General features: G+C 58.8%; 18 protein-coding genes. 10 read left to right on the top strand and 8 right to left on the bottom strand.

Features of this window, described 5'->3' with window-relative positions; all coding sequences use genetic code 11:
• Positions 1-30: 30 nt before the first annotated feature.
• Positions 31-1,914 (bottom strand): DUF262 domain-containing protein, encoded by a 1,884-nt coding sequence (locus tag ACTOWJ_RS08300; RefSeq protein ID WP_441334133.1) that lies wholly within the window; start codon positions 1,912-1,914, stop codon positions 31-33.
• Between the two features lie 1,182 nt (positions 1,915-3,096).
• On the opposite strand from ACTOWJ_RS08300, the gene ACTOWJ_RS08295 reads away from it, so the two are divergent.
• The 3 genes from ACTOWJ_RS08295 to ACTOWJ_RS08285 all read left to right on the top strand — a co-directional run bounded on the left by ACTOWJ_RS08295 (position 3,097) and on the right by ACTOWJ_RS08285 (position 9,482).
• Positions 3,097-7,992: an RHS repeat-associated core domain-containing protein gene (locus tag ACTOWJ_RS08295; RefSeq protein ID WP_441334132.1), complete on the top strand. Its 4,896-nt coding sequence runs from the start codon at positions 3,097-3,099 to the stop codon at positions 7,990-7,992.
• On the top strand, positions 7,989-8,663 hold the full coding sequence (locus tag ACTOWJ_RS08290) for a hypothetical protein (protein ID WP_441334131.1): 675 nt from the start codon (positions 7,989-7,991) through the stop codon (positions 8,661-8,663). Before ACTOWJ_RS08295 ends, ACTOWJ_RS08290 begins: the two co-directional genes overlap by 4 nt.
• A gap of 69 nt (positions 8,664-8,732) precedes the next feature.
• Positions 8,733-9,482, top strand: coding sequence for an Imm26 family immunity protein (locus ACTOWJ_RS08285; protein ID WP_441334130.1), 750 nt, complete (start codon positions 8,733-8,735; stop codon positions 9,480-9,482).
• A gap of 201 nt (positions 9,483-9,683) precedes the next feature.
• Here ACTOWJ_RS08285 and ACTOWJ_RS08280 read toward each other — a convergent pair whose 3' ends face one another.
• The 7 genes from ACTOWJ_RS08280 to ACTOWJ_RS08250 all read right to left on the bottom strand — a co-directional run bounded on the left by ACTOWJ_RS08280 (position 9,684) and on the right by ACTOWJ_RS08250 (position 14,379).
• Complete coding sequence (locus ACTOWJ_RS08280) at positions 9,684-10,172, bottom strand: helix-turn-helix domain-containing protein (protein ID WP_441334129.1); 489 nt, start codon at positions 10,170-10,172, stop codon at positions 9,684-9,686.
• A gap of 52 nt (positions 10,173-10,224) precedes the next feature.
• On the bottom strand, positions 10,225-10,659 hold the full coding sequence (locus ACTOWJ_RS08275; RefSeq protein WP_441334128.1) for a hypothetical protein: 435 nt from the start codon (positions 10,657-10,659) through the stop codon (positions 10,225-10,227).
• Entirely contained in the window at positions 10,656-11,996 is a 1,341-nt protein-coding gene (locus ACTOWJ_RS08270) for a recombinase family protein (RefSeq protein ID WP_441334127.1), read from the bottom strand. Before ACTOWJ_RS08270 ends, ACTOWJ_RS08275 begins: the two co-directional genes overlap by 4 nt.
• On the bottom strand, positions 11,993-12,445 hold the full coding sequence (locus ACTOWJ_RS08265) for a recombinase family protein (RefSeq protein ID WP_441334126.1): 453 nt from the start codon (positions 12,443-12,445) through the stop codon (positions 11,993-11,995). The genes ACTOWJ_RS08270 and ACTOWJ_RS08265 overlap by 4 nt, the downstream gene beginning before the upstream one ends.
• Positions 12,442-12,798 carry a recombinase family protein gene (locus tag ACTOWJ_RS08260; RefSeq protein WP_441334125.1) on the bottom strand — a complete coding sequence of 119 codons (357 nt, stop codon included), beginning with the start codon at positions 12,796-12,798 and terminating at the stop codon, positions 12,442-12,444. The genes ACTOWJ_RS08265 and ACTOWJ_RS08260 overlap by 4 nt, the downstream gene beginning before the upstream one ends.
• A gap of 13 nt (positions 12,799-12,811) precedes the next feature.
• Entirely contained in the window at positions 12,812-13,279 is a 468-nt protein-coding gene (locus ACTOWJ_RS08255) for a DUF2924 domain-containing protein (protein WP_441334124.1), read from the bottom strand.
• A 188-nt stretch (positions 13,280-13,467) separates the two neighbouring features.
• Entirely contained in the window at positions 13,468-14,379 is a 912-nt protein-coding gene (locus ACTOWJ_RS08250; RefSeq protein ID WP_441334123.1) for a hypothetical protein, read from the bottom strand.
• Positions 14,380-14,581: 202 nt separating this feature from the next.
• Here ACTOWJ_RS08250 and ACTOWJ_RS08245 point away from each other — a divergent pair, with 202 nt between their 5' ends.
• The 7 genes from ACTOWJ_RS08245 (at position 14,582) to ACTOWJ_RS08215 (ending at position 18,306) form a co-directional block, all read left to right on the top strand.
• Positions 14,582-14,827, top strand: coding sequence for a hypothetical protein (locus ACTOWJ_RS08245; protein ID WP_441334122.1), 246 nt, complete (start codon positions 14,582-14,584; stop codon positions 14,825-14,827).
• A gap of 108 nt (positions 14,828-14,935) precedes the next feature.
• A complete protein-coding gene (locus ACTOWJ_RS08240) occupies positions 14,936-15,148 on the top strand; it encodes a helix-turn-helix transcriptional regulator (RefSeq protein ID WP_441334121.1) in 213 nt (70 codons plus the stop codon).
• Positions 15,145-15,615, top strand: a complete 471-nt coding sequence (locus ACTOWJ_RS08235; RefSeq protein ID WP_441334120.1) for a hypothetical protein — start codon at positions 15,145-15,147, stop codon at positions 15,613-15,615. Before ACTOWJ_RS08240 ends, ACTOWJ_RS08235 begins: the two co-directional genes overlap by 4 nt.
• Complete coding sequence (locus ACTOWJ_RS08230) at positions 15,612-16,442, top strand: ATP-binding protein (protein WP_441334119.1); 831 nt, start codon at positions 15,612-15,614, stop codon at positions 16,440-16,442. The genes ACTOWJ_RS08235 and ACTOWJ_RS08230 overlap by 4 nt, the downstream gene beginning before the upstream one ends.
• A gap of 14 nt (positions 16,443-16,456) precedes the next feature.
• Positions 16,457-17,077, top strand: coding sequence for a hypothetical protein (locus tag ACTOWJ_RS08225; RefSeq protein ID WP_441334118.1), 621 nt, complete (start codon positions 16,457-16,459; stop codon positions 17,075-17,077).
• 15 nt (positions 17,078-17,092) lie between these two features.
• Complete coding sequence (locus ACTOWJ_RS08220; protein WP_441334117.1) at positions 17,093-17,521, top strand: DUF6511 domain-containing protein; 429 nt, start codon at positions 17,093-17,095, stop codon at positions 17,519-17,521.
• A gap of 8 nt (positions 17,522-17,529) precedes the next feature.
• Positions 17,530-18,306 (top strand): PD-(D/E)XK nuclease family protein, encoded by a 777-nt coding sequence (locus ACTOWJ_RS08215; protein WP_441334116.1) that lies wholly within the window; start codon positions 17,530-17,532, stop codon positions 18,304-18,306.
• The last annotated feature ends 14 nt before the right edge of the window (positions 18,307-18,320 follow it).

Below are 18,320 nucleotides of genomic sequence, written 5' to 3'. Positions count from 1 at the left end.
CTGTGTACATGGTGTGCGATCACGCATGTCTCACCTTGGATATAGTTGAACTGCGGCGTCAGCCAGCCATCTACCGCGCTCAGCAATCGCGTCTTCGTCCCATGTCTCGCGCGTCATCAAGCCTCCGTTGAGACTCAAAACGGTGTTCGCAAGCAACAGCCTTTTCTTGTCCGGGAAGGCTTTATGTTGGGCCTCACGATTGACCGATAGATTGAGCAAAGTAAGGTTACCTAGAGTCGGAATCGCCTTGTTCCGCTCGCGAATCGCGCGCTGATGATTTGAGAGCGCACCTCCGCTTAGTTCGAGTTGATCGGCCGCTTCTGATTCGGTGAAAGTGACCTTGGCACCGTCGGGCAAAGTCCAGTGTTCGTACCAGGACCTGGGCAGGATGTGATCAATATCCAAGTTGCACAGATTCGGGATACTTGGCTCTTCAGTGCGCCTAGATAGGCGCAACCAGCCTTCCAGCTCTGTGAGCAACATCCGACACCGGCTCGCCTCAAGGTTGCCGTGATAGGTCCCCGCCGTCTGGATTGCATGACTGAACTCGGCATCGTCCGGCCAGCGGGACACGGTGCTCGTCGGAGATGAACCAAGTAGATCCTTCAATGCTCCCCGTGTGGGCTGGCCCCTGATCCATTGACGTAGCATCGACATGAACCAGTTGTTGTAGTTATTAGTAGGCAGCCCACAAACGGCACGACGGACGATATAGGAGATGATGTCGTTGAACATTTCGGTTTTGGCGGCATCTGGGATATCGGCCGTCGAAATGCGCAGGGCCAATGGATGTGTGGTCGTGGTGTCAAATGGCATCAGTCTGCGCCCGAACCGCGCCACTGGCAGGTCACCCTTGCCACTGATTAGCTGGGCGTAGTGGCGGCCGTACATATCTAGCATCTCCAACTGCTGGGTGGCTGTACGCGAGCCAGTGCCGTTCCGTGCGTAATTCTTAAAATCTGCGTACAACCTACCCAACTCACCTTCCTGCCCCGTCTCAGCTCGGATTGCGGAGAAGATCAACCATTCCAGTCGCGGTTTGTTGATTCGGCCTCGCCGCTCTGTGAGTTTCCACCTGGGCTGCTCGAATTGCTGCCACTTGGTCTCGTAAAGTTCCTTGGAGTCTTCCGTTCGCCGATCTACGCTCATAAAGAGGTGGTTGCGGATCAGATCGGTAGCGTGGAGTTCGGCCCCTCGGCCGTTAAGAGTTTCAAAGATGACCTGGGCGTCGTCGCCGTCCTCCAACTCAATAAGCACCACTTTTAGATCAGTCAGCACCGCCATGACCAATGCTTCAATAGCCGCTAGCGGTCCATTGGCCACCAGCCATTGCTTAGCCCAGTCGGTGAAGTTCCAAATGGCGTTCAATGCGGCAGGATGCACAATGCCGATACGACGAAAGGTGCCAGCCTGGGTGAAATGGTCGGGATACCGGCCCTTCAACGCTCCGAGATTGTCAGCGGTCATGGCGGACACGAAGGCAACCTGGTCCGAATAGGTCGGCCAGACCTTGAAAACCTCTACCTCGGGCTGAGCCATAGTCGAGGGGTTCGGGTTATCCAAGACTCCCCCCAGGAAGTCTTCCATGTCATGGATGCCCAAATCTCGTGCTGCGAGGCGAACGCCAGCCAGTACGTACTGAAGCGTGGTCAGCCGCTGCTGCCCATCAATGATATGTAGCGTATCCACGCCTCGCAGGCCCGAGCGCTTTTGTGGCTCAACTACAATGGCGCCCAGGAAGTGGGGCGAGGGAGTATTGCCTGCCAGACGCTCGTTAGCCTTATCCAGAATGTCGGCCCAGAGCAGCGGCCAATGTTTGTCCAGATTCCATACGTAGGCGCGCTGGTAGAACGGAACTTTGTACTGCTTCCGATCCTGGAAAACCTCCTGGACCGTCCATGTCTCCGACTTCATTCTCGTTCCAAGCAATGGCCGCTGAAGAGCCAATTATGCCGGACGCGACCGGATGGTGCCTCGGACGGCACTTGGCGGCGCTTGGCGCTGTGTTCGATTGATCCGCTGCTTCTCTGAGGGCGCGGCAGAACGGGTCGAGGCCGCGCGCGGCGGCGCCGTTTCGAGATGCCGCGGACCTATTGCCACCGCGCTGAACTCGACCAGCGCGAGCGGGCCGTCTTGGTCGAAGCGGGTGCCTTGGCCTCGTTGACCGGACATCGCAACGGTGCCCGGTGGTCGGTCGCCGGGGCGGAACAGCAGCGGCCACAGTTTTCGGCCAGCCCGGAAGAGGACCGGTCGACCTGTCGGCGCCGTCGACCGGCGAAGACCTGCTAGCGGACTGCGCGATCCTCGGACTGACGCTCGGCGCGCGTCCGATAGTGCTATTGCCTGAGCGGCTACATACGAAGCGTTGCATCGGCGAAGTGGAGAGGGAGGACGGCGTCGGCGATTTGATCGCCGCGCGGCTCCACGACCTGTCGGGAATGCTCGGTAGTCTTGACACGCGCAGCAGAGATTCCACTGAGCCAAGCTGGGCATCGCTCGGCAACGAAAGACTGTCACCCCTTAGAAGCGGCCGCCGCTCGACGGCAATTAGCCATTAAGAAGTGGCAGAAAAATGAACCGCCGACCTGCTGCCGCACAAGTTGGGGTTCACCCTCTCAATACTTCCAAAGAAACGCGCATCGCGAATCTCCTTTTTCGGGTTGTTGATAAAAGTGCCCAGACGCGTTCAAGCTGCACGAGTGACAGGCGCTCCGCAAGCGGTCACAACGGCTATTCGGTCACACCATCGAAAAGTGTGCGTTGACGCCCATTAATATGATGGGATACTCAGGCCGAGCAGCCCCGGCAGAAGGCCGGAGGCGTCGCATCACGAGCGACAGTCGGCCGCTATAACGGTCGTAACTCATGGAGCAGTGCAAATGGATTTGATCGTGAGCTTTTTGCCGCCAGGCAAGGCGCCCGCACAGTGCTCCGTCCCACGCCGGCCTCAGCAGACCTACGGCTGGCGCTGCATCTCCTCGCTTTTCATTGCCCATCAGAGTGCTCCGCTCTGAGGTTTCGCTGCGTGTGTTCGTTACTACGGAAACTCCCCCTTTCCGATTTAGGGAATTGATCATGTTTACAAGGATTCGTCCTATGACGCCCAAACCGAGGCCAGATCGCACCGACCAAATCAAAAGCTGGATGCGGCGCATCTTCTGGACGGGCCTAGTCCTGTGCAGCCCTAGCGTGAGCGCTCAGCAGCAGGAAACGCAGATCACATGGCAGATCACTACGCCAGCCAGTCAAGCCACGATCTACAAGACGCAGGCCGAAGCAGCAGAGGCGATCAAGACTTTACCGCCCCCGAGCGATTTACCTCCCGGCGTACCCAATCCGTTTCCGCACGTCGACACCATCAAGGGCACGGCTGTCACTGACGACGGCAAAACCAATATCACCTACTGGATGGGGTTAACGACGCCACTCGACCCTGAATACCGCTATTCGAATCTGATGGGCAGTGGGAGCTTCCTGCCGACCCTGGAGGAAGGCGAAGCCTCGCTCATACAGTTCGCCAATACTCGACTGTACGAGAGCTGCCCGCCATCCTCGAAAATCATTTCAGCAACGCCTTGGCGGGATGATCCGAGCGCGCCCGACATGATCGGGACCCGGAACTACACGCTTGAGGTCCTTAAGGGAGCTAACACGGAACAAAGTCCGTGCGTGGTCGGCCAGCACGTGCTTCCCCTGAATCGCTACCGCTACATGCAATGCCCCAAGCCGTTCACTCGTTGGATGAAGGAATACGGAGCCTGCGCTAATGATCAGATCGTGGCGGTTGTCACTACCAATCAAATTATCGAAAAATGCGACGAGACTGGTAATCCTTGTAACGTCAAGACCGGCGAAAAGATCGAGCATCAGACAGACTTCGATCTGGGCTGGATCGCGCTAGTCCGCAGCTATCACTCCAGCATCGGCGCATTCTCCGGTGGCTTCGGTATGGGGTGGACCCACTCACTAGACCTGCGACTGAGCATCTCGCCGAACACGATTGGCTTGAGCGGTGGCGCAGGCTACCAGACGCGGTTCAAGAAGGTCGGTAACGGGTACGTTGCCGCCGACGACAGCGGCGACCAAGTAGTAGGATCCGGTACGCAGTGGGTGCTGTATCGCCAGAATGACGTACTGACATTCAACAACACCGGGCGTCTAATTGAGCAGCGCGCCGAGAATGGCATTGCACTCGCTTACACCTACGATGCCTACGGTCGCCTAGCTAAGGTCACTCATTCGACGGGCCGTTCCTTGCAGTTCCTCTACGCCGGCACCTCCGGCGACGCGTTGATCACTTCAATCACGTCCGAGGGAGCTACGCTGGCCAGCTATGCCTATACCGCAGGCCAACAAGTCGAGACCGTTACTTTTCCCGGCGGCACTTATCGTAAGTATCACTACGAAGACACTCGATTTCCACGCCACCTCACCGGCGTGACAATTGAGGGGCAGATCCGGTACAGCACCTTTGCTTATGACGCCAAGGGCAGAGTGATTTCGAGTCAGCATGAAGGCGGCAAGGACGGCGTTACCCTGAGCTACCTCCCGCTCGGCGGAACAGTGGTAACCGATGCGCTTGGATACAAAACGACCTACGGGTTGACAGACCGAACCGGCGCACTTCCGCGCCGTGTCGGAGACGTAATCGACGACCGCGGTGCGTTGGGGCGTAGCTACAACGGCGAGGGCACCGACTTCCGTGGCCGTCCCGCCAGTGACACCAATCGCTCAAACGTGAAAACTACGTACGCGTACGCTGAGGCCAATGACCCCGTAACCGCAGCGCCCGCGAGAACAGTAACCAGCACCGAAGCCTTGGGCACGGCGCAGCAACGCGTTGTGGTGTTGCGTCACGACATTGCTAGCAACCGGCTAATTTACTCGGCCACTGCTAATCGAGAAACCCGCACGGTTCGAAACGGTCGTCTACAACCCATCTCGGCAACTTTACGCGACACGACTACCAACGAAACAAGAACCGCATCCTTCGCGTACTGCGAAGCAGCCGACGTCGCGGCCGCCAACAGCTCTTGCCCGATACTGGGCCTGCCGAAGTCGGTCGACGGCCCACGTAGCGATGTGATTGACGTGGTCCGCTTCGAGTACTTCGGTAGCGACGACAGCACCTGCGCCACCCAACCCGCGCTGTGCACCTTCCGAAAAGGCGATCTGCGCAAGACCGTAGACGCTCTCGGTCGTGCGACCGAGGTGCTGGGCTACGATCCGCAAGGCCATCCTCTGTCTGTGATCGACGCCAACGGGGTTGTCACCGACTATGAATACAACGCGCGCGGCTGGTTGACCGCCACCAAGGTTCGCGGCGCTGATAACGCTGTGGAAACCGACGACCGCATCACCCGCGTTGAGCATTGGCCGACCGGCTTGGTCAAGAAGGTCACTCAGCCAGGCAACGTGGCGACCAGCTACACCTACGACGCTGCCCAGCGGCTGACCCGCATTACGGACAACGCCGGAAACTACATCCAGTACACGCTGGATCTGGCTGGCAACCGCGAGCAAGAGGACACAAAGACGTCGAGTGGGACCCTCAAGCAGACCTTGTCTCGCGTGTATAACATCCTGGGCCAGTTGGAATCGCTCAAGGATGCGTCCCAGAACCCAATCGGCTTCCGCTACGACAAGAACGGCAATCCGGACAGGGTCACCGATGCGTTGCTGCGAAAGACCGATCAAGCTTACGACCCTCTCGATCGTCTCGTCACCGCACTGCAGGACGTGGACAAGCTTAAGGTCGAAACCAATCTGGAATATAACGCCTTCGACCAAGTCACCAAGGTCAAGGATCCCAATCGGCTAAGTACCGACTACGCCTACAATGGGTTTGGCGATCAGACCAAGCTGACCAGCCCGGACACCGGCGTCACCGACTACACCTACAACGCCGCCGGCCTGCTGGCGACAAAGAAGGACGCCAACGACGCCGTCGCCCACCGCTACACCTACGACGCGCTGAACCGTCCCAAAGCGATCTTTTACACCGCCGCCGGCCCGGCTGACGTCGAGTACGACTACGACACAGTTAACAGCGTCTGCGCCGCGGGCGAGAACTTCGCTCTGGGCCGCGTGACCGCCATGCGAGCTGATGGGACCGAGTTGAAGTACTGCTACGACCGCTTTGGCCAAGTGGTGCGCAAGGTACAAACGGTGAGCGGCAAGAGTTTTATCCTGCGCTACGGATATACAGTCACCGGCCAATTGAGGACCATGACCTATCCTGACGGCACAGTGGTCGATTACCTGCGCGACGGTCAGTTGCGAATCAAAGAGATCGGGGTCAAGCCGCCTGGTATTGCCCGCACGATACTGTTGAACAATGCGACGTACGAACCGTTTGGCCCGGTGACTGGTTGGACGTACGGGAACGGACGCACACTGAGCCGCACTTACGACCTCGACTATCGTGCGAAGACCGTCTTCGATCAGGCCACTGGCGGCTTGTCACTGGGTTACGCGTACAACGTGGTCGGCGAGCTAACTCAATTGAAAGACGGTCTGCAGAGCACCGTCCAGGCGCAATATGACTACGATACGGTCGGCCGACTTGTGGCTACCCGCGATGGTTCCACTGGGACCGCCTTGGAAACCTACGAGTACGACCCGTCAGGCAATCGCAAAAAACTGCTCCGCGGCGGGATTACTGATCTTTACGTCGTTCCATCTGATACGCATCGCCTGAGCAGTGTCGCCGGCGTCAGCCGAGCCTATGACGCAGTCGGCAATACCACAAGCATCGGCGGCAGCGCGAAGGAATATGTCTACAACGCTAATGACCGGATGAAGCAGGTCAAGTTGGGCGGCGTTGTGAAAATGGGATATCGCTATAACGCCATCGGCGAACGGGTCGCTGCTGTCAATGGTGATGCCGGCCCTGTCACGGCTTATACGCTCTATGACGAAGGCGGACAGTGGATAGGTGATTACGACAGCACTGGCACGGCGACCCAGCAAGCGATTTGGATGGATAGCCTGCCGGTCGGGCTGCTTGTCGGCGCTGGATCAGGTCAATCGTTTAAGTACGTGCAGCCCGATCAGCTAGGCACGCCACGAACTGTGATCGACCCTGCGCGCAACGTCGCCATTTGGACCTGGGACGCAAAAAGCGAAGTATTCGGCAACAGCCCTCCGAATCAAGATCCGGACCTTGACGGTACTTCGTTCGTCTTCAACATGCGTTTCCCTGGTCAACGGCATGATCCCAATACCGGCCTGAGCTACAACTATTTTCGCGATTACGATCCGGTGACGGGGCGCTACGTTCAAAGCGATCCGACCGGTTTAGACGGAGGGATCTCGACATACGGTTACGCGAACCTCGATCCAGCCACCACTTCCGATCCGAGTGGCCTGAAAGGCGTTCGCGTTCGAGGTAACGGCAACGGTGGCTACACCGCGCGATTTGATCCGATCAACACGCAAGCCACTGCGACGATCAATCAGATTCAATCACTTAATCCTCAATTCCAGTACCAAACAATCGGTCCTAGAGGCCAAAGTTTTACGCGCCACGACATCACTACACTGAATCAAATCCAGTTCAACACCAGGGCTGCCTATCAAACGCTTTGGCCGAGCAGTTGTCCTGCCCGAAACAGCCGCTCGAACGACCAGCTTGTTCGCGAAATTGCCCGCCGCGCAGAGGCATGGGGTAATAGGCAAGGTCTGCCACCGTCCGGCGGCGGGAGCGGACAGGGCACCAGAAAGCACAAGTATGCGCAGGATCTGCTGCAACGCTATCAAGAAATAACGGGAGGCAACAGAAACCTACTCCCAGAGGCATCGTTTAAAAACGGCCGCCCGGAAAACTATGGCACCAGGGGCAGTGTGCGTCTGGATGTATATGATCCCGTCACGGGCAGGGTCTGGGACTACAAGTTCACGCCAAACCCATCGTTGCCTCCGTCTCGTGTCCAGCAGATAATTACGCACGGCCCTCCTGGAATCAATCAAGTGGACATTGTTAAGCCATGAGCCAACTGACGGTGGCTTCTAAGAAGCAGATCACCGCGGACTGGGGTCGCATATTTCCGTCCCTGGTCGAATACAAGCCTCTCCAGCTTGTGCGCCGAATAGGACCGTATGTCCAGGGAATTAGCTTGGACCGACGCACCGGTAATGACGTGTATGTGCCGACAACGTTCCTCCACAGTCTTTGTAGTCCTGCTGAAAATCTTAGCCTCAGCTTGAGCCAGCCGTTGCTATCCGAGCGAGCTGGCTTGCCAAAGCCGATAAAGGTCGCGTTCCATGCTGCGCACCTGGAAGAGGCGGCCGCGAAGTTGCGAAATGCATCGGTGTTACCGTTGGCAGGGGATATCACGTTGGATGAGCTTTTCACGGCCTATGCGCGTCACAGGACTGTGAGTCTGCTCGAATCGAAGTATCCGATTCATCTGATGATGGACGCGGTGAGCGCAGCGGCTTGGCTGGGCGATGGATCTCGTGCATCTGCACGCGCTCGGCTTTATCTCGAAGAAGCCAAAACGTGGCCTGACAATATCCTCGCCAGAGAAGGCGGATACGCAGCTTGGAGTGACACTCTGAATCGCATCGCTGGGTCGACTGACGAACTTAGAGAAGTCGTTAACGACCAAATTAAGAGGCTAGGGTTGGAGAAGATACCTGCCTCCGATTTGCTCTTTTAAGGATAAGCTCGCTAGACGCTGGTCGCATATAAGCCTCTCCAACTCGTGCGGCGAAAATGGTCGAGAGAAATGAAATACAAGGAAGGAACTTGCTTTCTGGTACCGCTAGAGGACGAAGGATTTTCCGTCGGCGTAATTGCGCGTACGAGTAAGCGAGGCTGTGCAATCTTGACCTATCACTTCGCCCCTAGATATGAGGTAGCGCCGGCATTGGACGACCTTGCCCCTCTAGACCCTCGCATGCCGATCCTCATTGCACGTACAGGCAATCTGAATCTTAAAAGTGGGCGCTGGCCCGTCCTGGGCACTGTTGATGGCTGGGCACGTTACGACTGGCCAATGCCACTATTCTTGCGTACTGAACCTATTACGAATCGACGCCTGGCGGTTTCCTACTCAGAGGAGGAGCCTGGAAAGCTAGTCGGTGAAGAAATAGCGCCTGCTGGATTCCACGGCCCAATCGATGCTTCCTGGGGTGTTGGAGCCATCGAATCCTGGTTAACGGTGGCAATAACACCTGAGAGCAATGATAAAGGACTAGATAATCCAGCCGTCATGACACCCTGGATTGCAGAAGGCTTTATCACACACCGAGGGATTACATCGTCAATTACTGTTTCCGTGAGTGCGCCTAAAAGAGAAGGCACAGGGTACGTGTGCGAGGTCGATGCGGGCCCTGCGCTTGCGAGAATCGTCGAGATCAACGGCCCCAACCCAGAAAGAACTAGGCGCAACGCAATGAATATTTTGAGGGTCGCGGTGCACGAACGAAAAGTGGCGGACCAGGGCGGCGCAATTCTGAGTATTCCGGTGTACTGATGCTTAAGACGCCGGGACCATGATCTAACACAAGCACATTTGAAGGCCCCGGCAACGGGGCCTTTTCTATTCCGCTGGCGCTACGAAGCGTGCCAGCGGGTCATAACGAGCCTAGTCGTTCAACCTTTAACACTAATCGTTCCGTGTACACAGGAGGTATTTCGCTCTTGGTGTCAAGAGTTGGCCTGAGGCAGGAACGCCTCAAGACGTGGCAAGCTTCTTCCTACCTACTTTCTTGCTGGGCTTTGCACTGCCGCTCTGCTCAAGCAATTCTAGAACCTGCGCCTTGCTCAAGCTCCGGATCAACGCGATTTTGTCCAGATACTCCTGCCGTGGCCGAGCCTCGGTCTGCTCCCAGGTGTACAACGCCGCTGAACTGGCCCCAAGCAGCGGCGCGAACGCGTCTCGCGACAGCCCTAAGCGCTCTCGCAACTTGCGCAGAAGGGCTCCGGAGTACCGCGACTGCCTTCCCGACCCATCGGAAGCCGCGGGGACTGCAGTAGCTTTTTTTGCAACGCCTTTAGCGACCTTTCCAACGTCGCGTTGCAGGGCATCTATCTGCTGCTTAAGCGCGGCGATCGTCTTCTTTTGCGCCGACACTTGCGCGCGAAGGGGGTCGATTTGCTGCTTGAGTTCTTTCCGGGCAAGCCGAGTGATCTCGTCTTTCATGACAGTTGCGATGTTTGGCATACCAGCTTCCTTAAGTTCTGAATTTGAGGATAAGCGATGTCGCATCAGACCGCTAACCCTGCTCTGATTTGAAACCGACACGATCTAATTGCTCCCGCCACAGAATGGGTGGACTGATCCCCAGCTGATCGATCTGCACATCGGGCACGGAGTCATTCAGAATCCCAGCAATAATCTCGGGGGCCAGCAGCGTCAAATTGATAATTCGGCCTACATAGCTGTTGTCAGTGGATTCGCGTTCCGCGATCTCCTTTGCGGAAGCGACCTCACCGCTGTCCAACATGGCCCGCCACCGAAAGCCCCGGGCCAGTGCCCGTTGCAACGATGTCAGGTCGGACGCCGAGGCCGCCGCCGCGGCGTCCTTCGGCAGACCAATTCGCCTTCGCCCCGCTCGCCGGGTGATGCTCACGGGCAGGATGACCGTGAGCGCACCATCGCTAGTCACAATGATGTTCGGCGACCCGGCTATTTTCAGCATCGGCTTCATGCCGCCACCGCCTGGAATTCAAACGCGCTGGCAAGCGACGTGATCCCATTGGGGTGGAACCTGATCTCGATGGCCTCGGGCCGAACTACGATCTGCTCCACCAGCAACCGGACCAGCCGTTGCTGCTCAGCCGGAAACAAGGCGTCCCAAACCTGCTCAAACTGGCGCAGCGCCACCGTGACCTTGGCTTCGTCCAACACGCCATCGAGCGCAACCGCCTTCTGCGTGATGAGCTGAAGCATGTCCTCGGAAGTCAGCAGTGTTCGCAAGTACGACATGACGAGGGACTCGATTTCCTGCGCCGGCAGACGCGGCATCCGGGTCGCGGCCTTGCCTTCATGAATCTGGGCGGTACTCAGGTAGTAGCGATACATCCGGCCGTTACGTTTAGTGGTGTGCCATGGCGTCAGCGCTCTACGATCGGGCCCAACCAATAGCCCCTTGAGCAAGAAATGCACCCTGGCGCGGCTGGCATTGCCGCGAGCGTGGGCGTTCTTGCTTAGGACCGCATGCACTTGCTCCCACACCGCCACTTCAATGATGGGCGGATGGCAATCCTTGAAGTACTGATCCAAATGCTTCAGTTCTCCGAGATAAGTACGGTTGTGCAGGATCTTTTGAATGGTGCTTCTGTCGTGGGGCTGGGGCTGCCGGACGCGACCGTCGCGCGTCGTCCACGCCTTGCTCTGGTAGCCCATGCCGCGCATGTCATTGACCACGCTCAAAATCGATTCAGTCTCGATCAAGCGGCGAAAGATCATGCGGACTTGCGCTGCCTCTGCGTAATTTACGACCAAGCGTCGGTCCTTAACGTCGTAGCCAAGCGGAGGTATCCCGTGCATCCACAGCCCCTTCTTTTTACTGGCTAGCATCTTGTCACGCACCCGGTCCACGGCCAGTTCGCGCTCAAACTGCGCAAACGTCATCATCATGTTCAAGGTCATGCGACCCACCGCATCCTTGGTACTGAAATTTTCCGTAATCGATACGAGCGTGACCTTGTGCTGCTCCAGGAAGTCGATCAGCACAGGAAAGTCGCGCATCGACCGCGTCAGTCGGTCCAGCTTGTAGACCACAACCACGTCGATCCGGTCCTGCCGGATGTCTTCCATCAAGCGTTGCAAAACCGGCCGGTCCATGTCGCGCGCCGACACGGCGAGTTCGTCGTAGTCATCGGCGACCTGCACCCAACCCTCGCTGCGCCGACTGGCGATATAGTTTGAGCCGCTGTCGCGTTGCGCTTCAATGGAGTTGTACTCGCGCTCCAACCCTTCCTCGTTTGATTTGCGCGTATAGACAGCGCAGCGCAGTCGTCTTGCTGCGGGCGCCATCGTCATTGATTCGTCTCGACAATCATCGCTGCCGAGACGCTCGCAGCAACGACCACCACGAGTTCCGGGTCGAAGTTCCGCATCAACGTACGTGCCTGGGCAACCGATGTTGCTAACTCAGTCCAGTCATTGATTACGACGCAGTCGAAGTGGTCCTGTTCAACCGCATGCAGCAGACGCTGCAGCTCGGGTCGAGCCCAAGGGTCCGGATAGGACCCGTGGTCGGCGAAAACCGTGGCAGACTGAAGAGCACCGATCTGCTGCATCACCTTCTCGGCGAGCTTGCGTTGAAAGACGAGTTCCTCGTCGTCCTTATTCGGCGCGTAGCAATACACGGCAAATCGCATGTTTTCCATCTCAAGCATGTTGGGGTCCTCGGCAATGTTGGACTGGCCCGTGAGAGCGGTTACTTTCGGATTGCGAATGTGACGGTTAGGCGGGCTAGCAACGCTCATGCGGCGATCCTCACCAATACGCCCTCTCGGACTCGGCATTCCACGACGAGCACGCCGCACTGGTGGAAATAACCTTGCAGCCGTTGTACTCCTGAGGCGCTCCTCGCCAACCGCGCCCAGTCGGTCACCGCAATGCAGTCGATAGCGCCTGTAGCGGCGTCCAACAGTAATCTTTGGAAGGCCGGTCGCACGGTGGTCTCGGCGCAGTAGCCGTCGTCGGCGTAGTCTCGAACGTCGAAATCCGACCCCGCACACCGGCCGATGACCGACAAGATGCCTTGCCGCTGATAAGCGATGAAGTCGGCATCCGGGTGGGAGGATTGGCAGTAGATCGCCATGTGGAGCGTGTTCATGATTTGTCTCATGTCAGTTGTTCCCTGCACTGCTGCGCAGACCAAAGAATGCCGGTCCCGACCATCGGGTCCCGGTGATTTCCCGCGCGACTTTGGACAAGCTGGTGTACTGCCGGCCCTCATGTTCGAACAAGCCACCCTCAAGGACGGTCACCCGATGCACCTTTCCGTCGTGCACCCGAGTCAGGACGCTTCCGACCAGTGGCGCAGTAGCAGCAGCACGTCGGCTTACGCGGCCGGTATCCAGCAGTTGCTTGACGCGACGCGCGTTGTCTTCGATTAGCGCCGGATGCGAGACCCGGTAAGCGTCCTCTTGGATTCGGTGCGCCAGTCGCCGCACGACATAGCGCCGGTTGTTGATGCCCGGTGGCGCACCGAATAGAGCGACCCACTTGGCTTTGAGCTGCATCCAAGACATGGCTGGAAGCGCCGCGATCTGCGCGGCGGTGGATGCTATTTCGTTTGACGATTGAGATGACACGCTAGCCTCCGGGGCTCTCCAAGGTGTTGACATAGACCCTCGGTTCCCCCGGGTTATCAAGTCCAACTTCTGCGGAGAGTTTTTCCATCGCACCTTCCCTCGCTCTTAGTCTGATCAATGCCCTTGCGATCAACTGCGCCGCGGCATCTATCCGCTCACCTGCGGTCCTGATTTCATTAGGAAGTCGGTTAGCTTTCATCGGCAGCGCCCCCGGATTTAGCAGGCACGACTTCCTTACGAATCCAAACTTCGCCGTTTTTGTGATCGATGAATCGAAAGAACTCGGGCTTCATCAGCTGGTGCAGACTCGTGTACTTCCCGCGATACTTGGATCTGCGCAGCAAGGAATCAGTGCTTACCCGCTTTATGCCGCGACCGTGCGCATCGGCCAAGCCGCGAAAGAATCGGCGCTGCCCGCGACGAAGCAGTAACTCTTCATCGCCAAGGATGAGGCGATCCGCATTCGCCGTAAGACGAAACCACAGAGGCGGCGGCGTCGAAACTAACTCGGCCAGATGCTCCACGTTGAGCCACAGCCCTTCCGTTTCCAGCTTTGCCACCTCCATCAACGGGACAATGAAGCGATCGGCCTCGACCAAATCGCCGTCCAACAAAGTGGACGTCGTGAGCACGATCTGGCGGGTTCCATTTTCCGCGCGCAGCAAGTCCAACGTAGGGTCATAGTTGACACCCCAACCGCACCGAACGAGGTAGACGGGAACGCGTCCGGCTTTCGTCTTAAGGTGGGCGAGCCGCCACAACCTATTCTCGATCAGCATCGTGGGCAACTGATCTGCGCCTGCCATCTGCTGAGCCAGCGCTCTGGGCAACCATTCGCGATTGATCTGGACCGATTGGAAGGTAGCGCCCAGTTCCACCACGCCGCCGCACTTGATGCAGCGCAGTCCATGATCGCCGTGGACATAGCTTTGCCTTACACCGCCAAGATGACAGTCCATGCACTGCACTCGTATCGTTCGCCGGGGCGTGTTCAACGCGCCCAAGACAAGAAGGTTGTTGGTCCCGTCGCTGTCATCGACAGGCATAAGGGCATCCACCGGTTCGTGTTCGAACCAGCGCAAAAATCGTTTAAACAACACAAAACGTCCTTCAGAAAATCGCGGCCAAAGCCTGCCCGTCAAGCCGTAAACGGCTTGCTGACAAAGCGCTCAGCAGTTGGGATCAGCGGATCGGCGAAGCCGTAGCCGCTAGTCGCCCGTGTCGTACGCAATCTAGGTCTATATCGAGTGCGTACACGCGATCACCGCAACCCGGAATGCCGAGTTGCGCCAGTAGGAGGCGATGGAGGGATCGACCTACAGAGGGTTGCGGCAGCGCCGCGCGGTAAAACAGTCCGTTGTTCATGGGGTGGTCGCCTGCGACCAAATGTTGCTGCAATTGTTTGCTGAACAAAGCGTATTCGGCTTCCAGGCAGTGCGCAATATCACATACGCGACTATTTCAACCGCGATCCTGATTCGGGCACACCAATTCATCATTCGTTTGGATAACGGCGTGGCCGAACTAGAAATCGTCCTCGATTTCTAGCTATTTCTAGCTGATTTCTAGCTCGTTTCCCTCTTTCGCTCCTAGCCACTTTGGCACGACGCTTCTCCACGGCACGCGTGTGCCGATGCATGAGAGGAGCTATTCACCGTGAGCAGTACCCACCTTTCCACCGAGCAGCTCGCCGCCCGCTGGGATGTCACCGTCGATACGATCGAGCGATGGCGATCTGAAGGCATCGGGCCGCGCTTCTTGAAAGTGACGCGCGCTATCCGCTATCGGCTCAGTGACGTCGAAGCGTTCGAGGATGTCTCGGTGCGATCCCCTCAGGACGCGGCGGCCTCCAAGGGAGCGCGCGCATGAGCCTGTTGCAACGCTGTGTGGACCGGCCCGCCACCGAGTTGGCGGCCTACGCGCCGGAACTGTTGCTCGATCTCAAGCTGGAGGCGTCCGCCGCGCTGGCCGTTGCTCAGACGCACGTCGAGTTGGTCGATCGCGCCCTGGAGCTGAAGTACAACCACCTCGCCCAAGCGCAGCGCTTGGCCGCCGGAAAGGACACCGGCTCGGTCACCTTCAGCGACGGCCCGGTCCGGGTGAGCGTAGACCTGCCGAAGAAGGTCGAATGGGATCAAGCGGCGCTCGCACGCATCGCCGATCGTATTCGCGCGGCGGGCCAAGACCCAAGCGAGTTTCTGGCCGTGACCTACAAAGTGAGCGAGAGCAAATACAACGCCTGGCCGATATCTATGCGGACTTCGTTCGATCCTGCCCGAACCCTCAAGACCGGCAAGCCCACGTTCCGGTTGTCCCTGCTGGGAGATGCGGCATGAGCGGCCTGCCCATCATCACCGCAGATCAGCGGCTGGCGGAATCGCGCGGGGTCAAGGGCGTTCTCGTCGGTCGCTGGGGCCTGGGCAAGACCTACCAGCTGTGGACGCTCGATCCGGCCAGCACCTTGTTTATCGACATCGAGGCCGGCGACTTGGCGGTGATGGAGTGGCCGGGCGACAGCCTGCGTCCGCGCACCTGGGAAGAGTGCCGCGACATCGCCGTCCTCCTGGGCGGTCCGAACCCGGCGCTGCGCGACGGCCAGTCCTTCAGCCGGTCGCATTTTGAGGAGGCTCGGCAACGAGTCGGCGACCCCGCCAAGCTGGCCAAGTACCGCACCCTCTTCATCGACTCGATTACCGTCGCGGGCCGGCTGTGCTTGCAATGGTGCAAGGGCCAGCCGCAGGCGTTCTCCGACCGCACCAACAAACCCGACACGCGCGGCGCCTACGGCCTGATGGGCCAAGAGATGGTGGCATGGCTGACCCACATCCAGCACGCCCGCGGCAAGCACGTCTGGTTCGTCGGCATCCTCGATGAGCGAAACGACGAATTCAACCGCAGGGTTTACGAGTTGCAGATCGACGGCTCCAAGACCGGCCTGGAACTGCCCGGCATCGTCGATGAGGTGATCACCCTGGCCGAGATCGCGCCAAGCGAGGGCGCCCCCTACCGCGCCTTTATCTGCCACACGGGCAATCCGTGGGGCTTTCCCGCCAAGGACCGCTCTGGCCGTCTCGACCTGGTCGAGCCGCCGGATCTGGGCCGGCTGATGCGCAAGCTCGGCGCCCCCGAGGCCGCCGCACCCGACAAAACCTCTCCCGAATAGTCCGCAGGAATCCCATGTCCACCTGGAACAATTTCAATGACGCCGAGAGTCCGGCGTTCTCGCTCATCCCCAAGGGCACGCTGGTCAAGGTTCGCATGACGATCAAACCCGGCGGCTACAACGACGCCAGCCAAGGTTGGCTGCACGGCTGGGCCACGCGTGGCGACACTGGCGCGGTCTATCTCAACGCCGAGTTCGTGGTGCTGGAAGGCAAGTACGCGCGCCGCAAACTGTGGTCGCTGATCGGCTTGTCCAGCACCAAAGGCGAGACGTGGGGCCAGATGGGCCGCGGCTTCATCAAGGGCGTACTCAACTCTGCCTACGGCCTGCATCCCGAAGACACCAGCGCCGCGGCGCAAGCCGGTCGCTGCATCGAAAGTTTCGGCGACCTTGACGGCGTGGTCTTCGTTGGCAAGGTCGATTGGGAGAAAGACCGCGACAACGAGGACAAGGCGGTGATCAAGATCCCGATCATGCCCGATCACCCGGGCTACAAGGAAATTATGGGGCCGGTGGTCGCGTCGGTTGGCGATCGTGGCGGGCCGTCGGCGCACGTGCCGGCGCACGTCGCGCACGCGGCTCAAGCCGCGGCTGCCGCCAGTCCGGTCGCCGGCCGTCCTGCGTGGGCGCAGTGATCCACGCACCGCGCCATGACCAGCTGCTGGGCGTGCGGACGACCCGCGCGCGGCTTCGGCCATTTGGACTTGCGCCGCCGGATCGGTGATCCGCGGCGCATGCCGTACCGATGGGCGTTCTGCTCGATCACCTGCCAGAACGCGTTCCACCAACTCTACGACACCCGACGCCGGAGCGATCCGGCGTCGATAGAGGAGCTTTTGCCTGTGACCCATCCATTGACCCATGACGCACAGCGCGCGTGCCTGAAAGCGCTAACGGTAGTCGCCGAGCACATCGGCTTCGACACCCCTCTCGGCCAATACAACCAAGCGCAAGCAATCGAGGTCATCGAGGCCATCACGCATGCCTACGAGGCATCGGTCCGAGCGCAGTCGAATCCGACGGCTTACAAGGTCAAGCCACCGTTGGACGGATTCGAAAACGATTCGATCCCGTTTTGATTTATGCATTGCAGGAATCGTTCCTGCAATGCATCTCTCTGCGCAGGCGAAACATGCTTGATTTCAACACGCACGATCTGTCCAACCAAGTTGGAACGCTCATCGACACGGCTATGGAGCGCGAGGCTGCGCTGCAACCGCCGCGTGCGTACCTGGGTGCCTCCAGCATCGGCGAAGAGTGCGCACGCCGATTGCAGTTCCAGTATTTCGATACGCCCAAGGACATCGGTCGCCACTTCCCCGGCCGGGTGCTGCGTGTATTCGCACGCGGCCACCGCGTCGAAGACTGGATGGCCGAATGGCTGCGCCTGGCGGGCTTCGATTTGCGCACACGCAACGAGCGTGGCGAACAGTTTGGCTTCGTCGCCGCAGCCGGACGCGTGCGCGGTCACGCCGACGGCGTGATCGTTTCCGGTCCGAACACGTTTCGTTATCCGATGCTGTGGGAAACCAAAGCGGTCGGGACGAAGACGTTTCGCGAGTTGCAGAAGAAGCGACTCGCCGCCAGCCGTCCGGTCTATGCCACGCAGATCGCGCTGTACCAGGCTTACCTCGACCTGCACGAACAGCCTGCGTTGTTCACCGCGATCTGCGCCGACGACATGTCGATCTACGCCGAGCGTGTCGTGTTCGACAGCGGCCTGGCGCAGCGAGCGTCCGATCGCGCCGTTCACATCCTGCGCGCCTGCGACGCCGCCGAGCTGTTACCCCGCATCTCCACTACGCCGACGCATCAAACCTGTCGGCAATGCCCTTGGCAGGACCGCTGCTGGTCCCTGCACTAATTCCCCCAACAACG

Origin of the sequence: Lysobacter sp. CA199 (assembly GCF_052078715.1) — a bacterium.
GTDB lineage: Bacteria > Pseudomonadota > Gammaproteobacteria > Xanthomonadales > Xanthomonadaceae > Lysobacter.
Note: the sequence above shows the minus strand (reverse complement) of the source record. Positions and strands in the feature narration are given on the sequence as shown.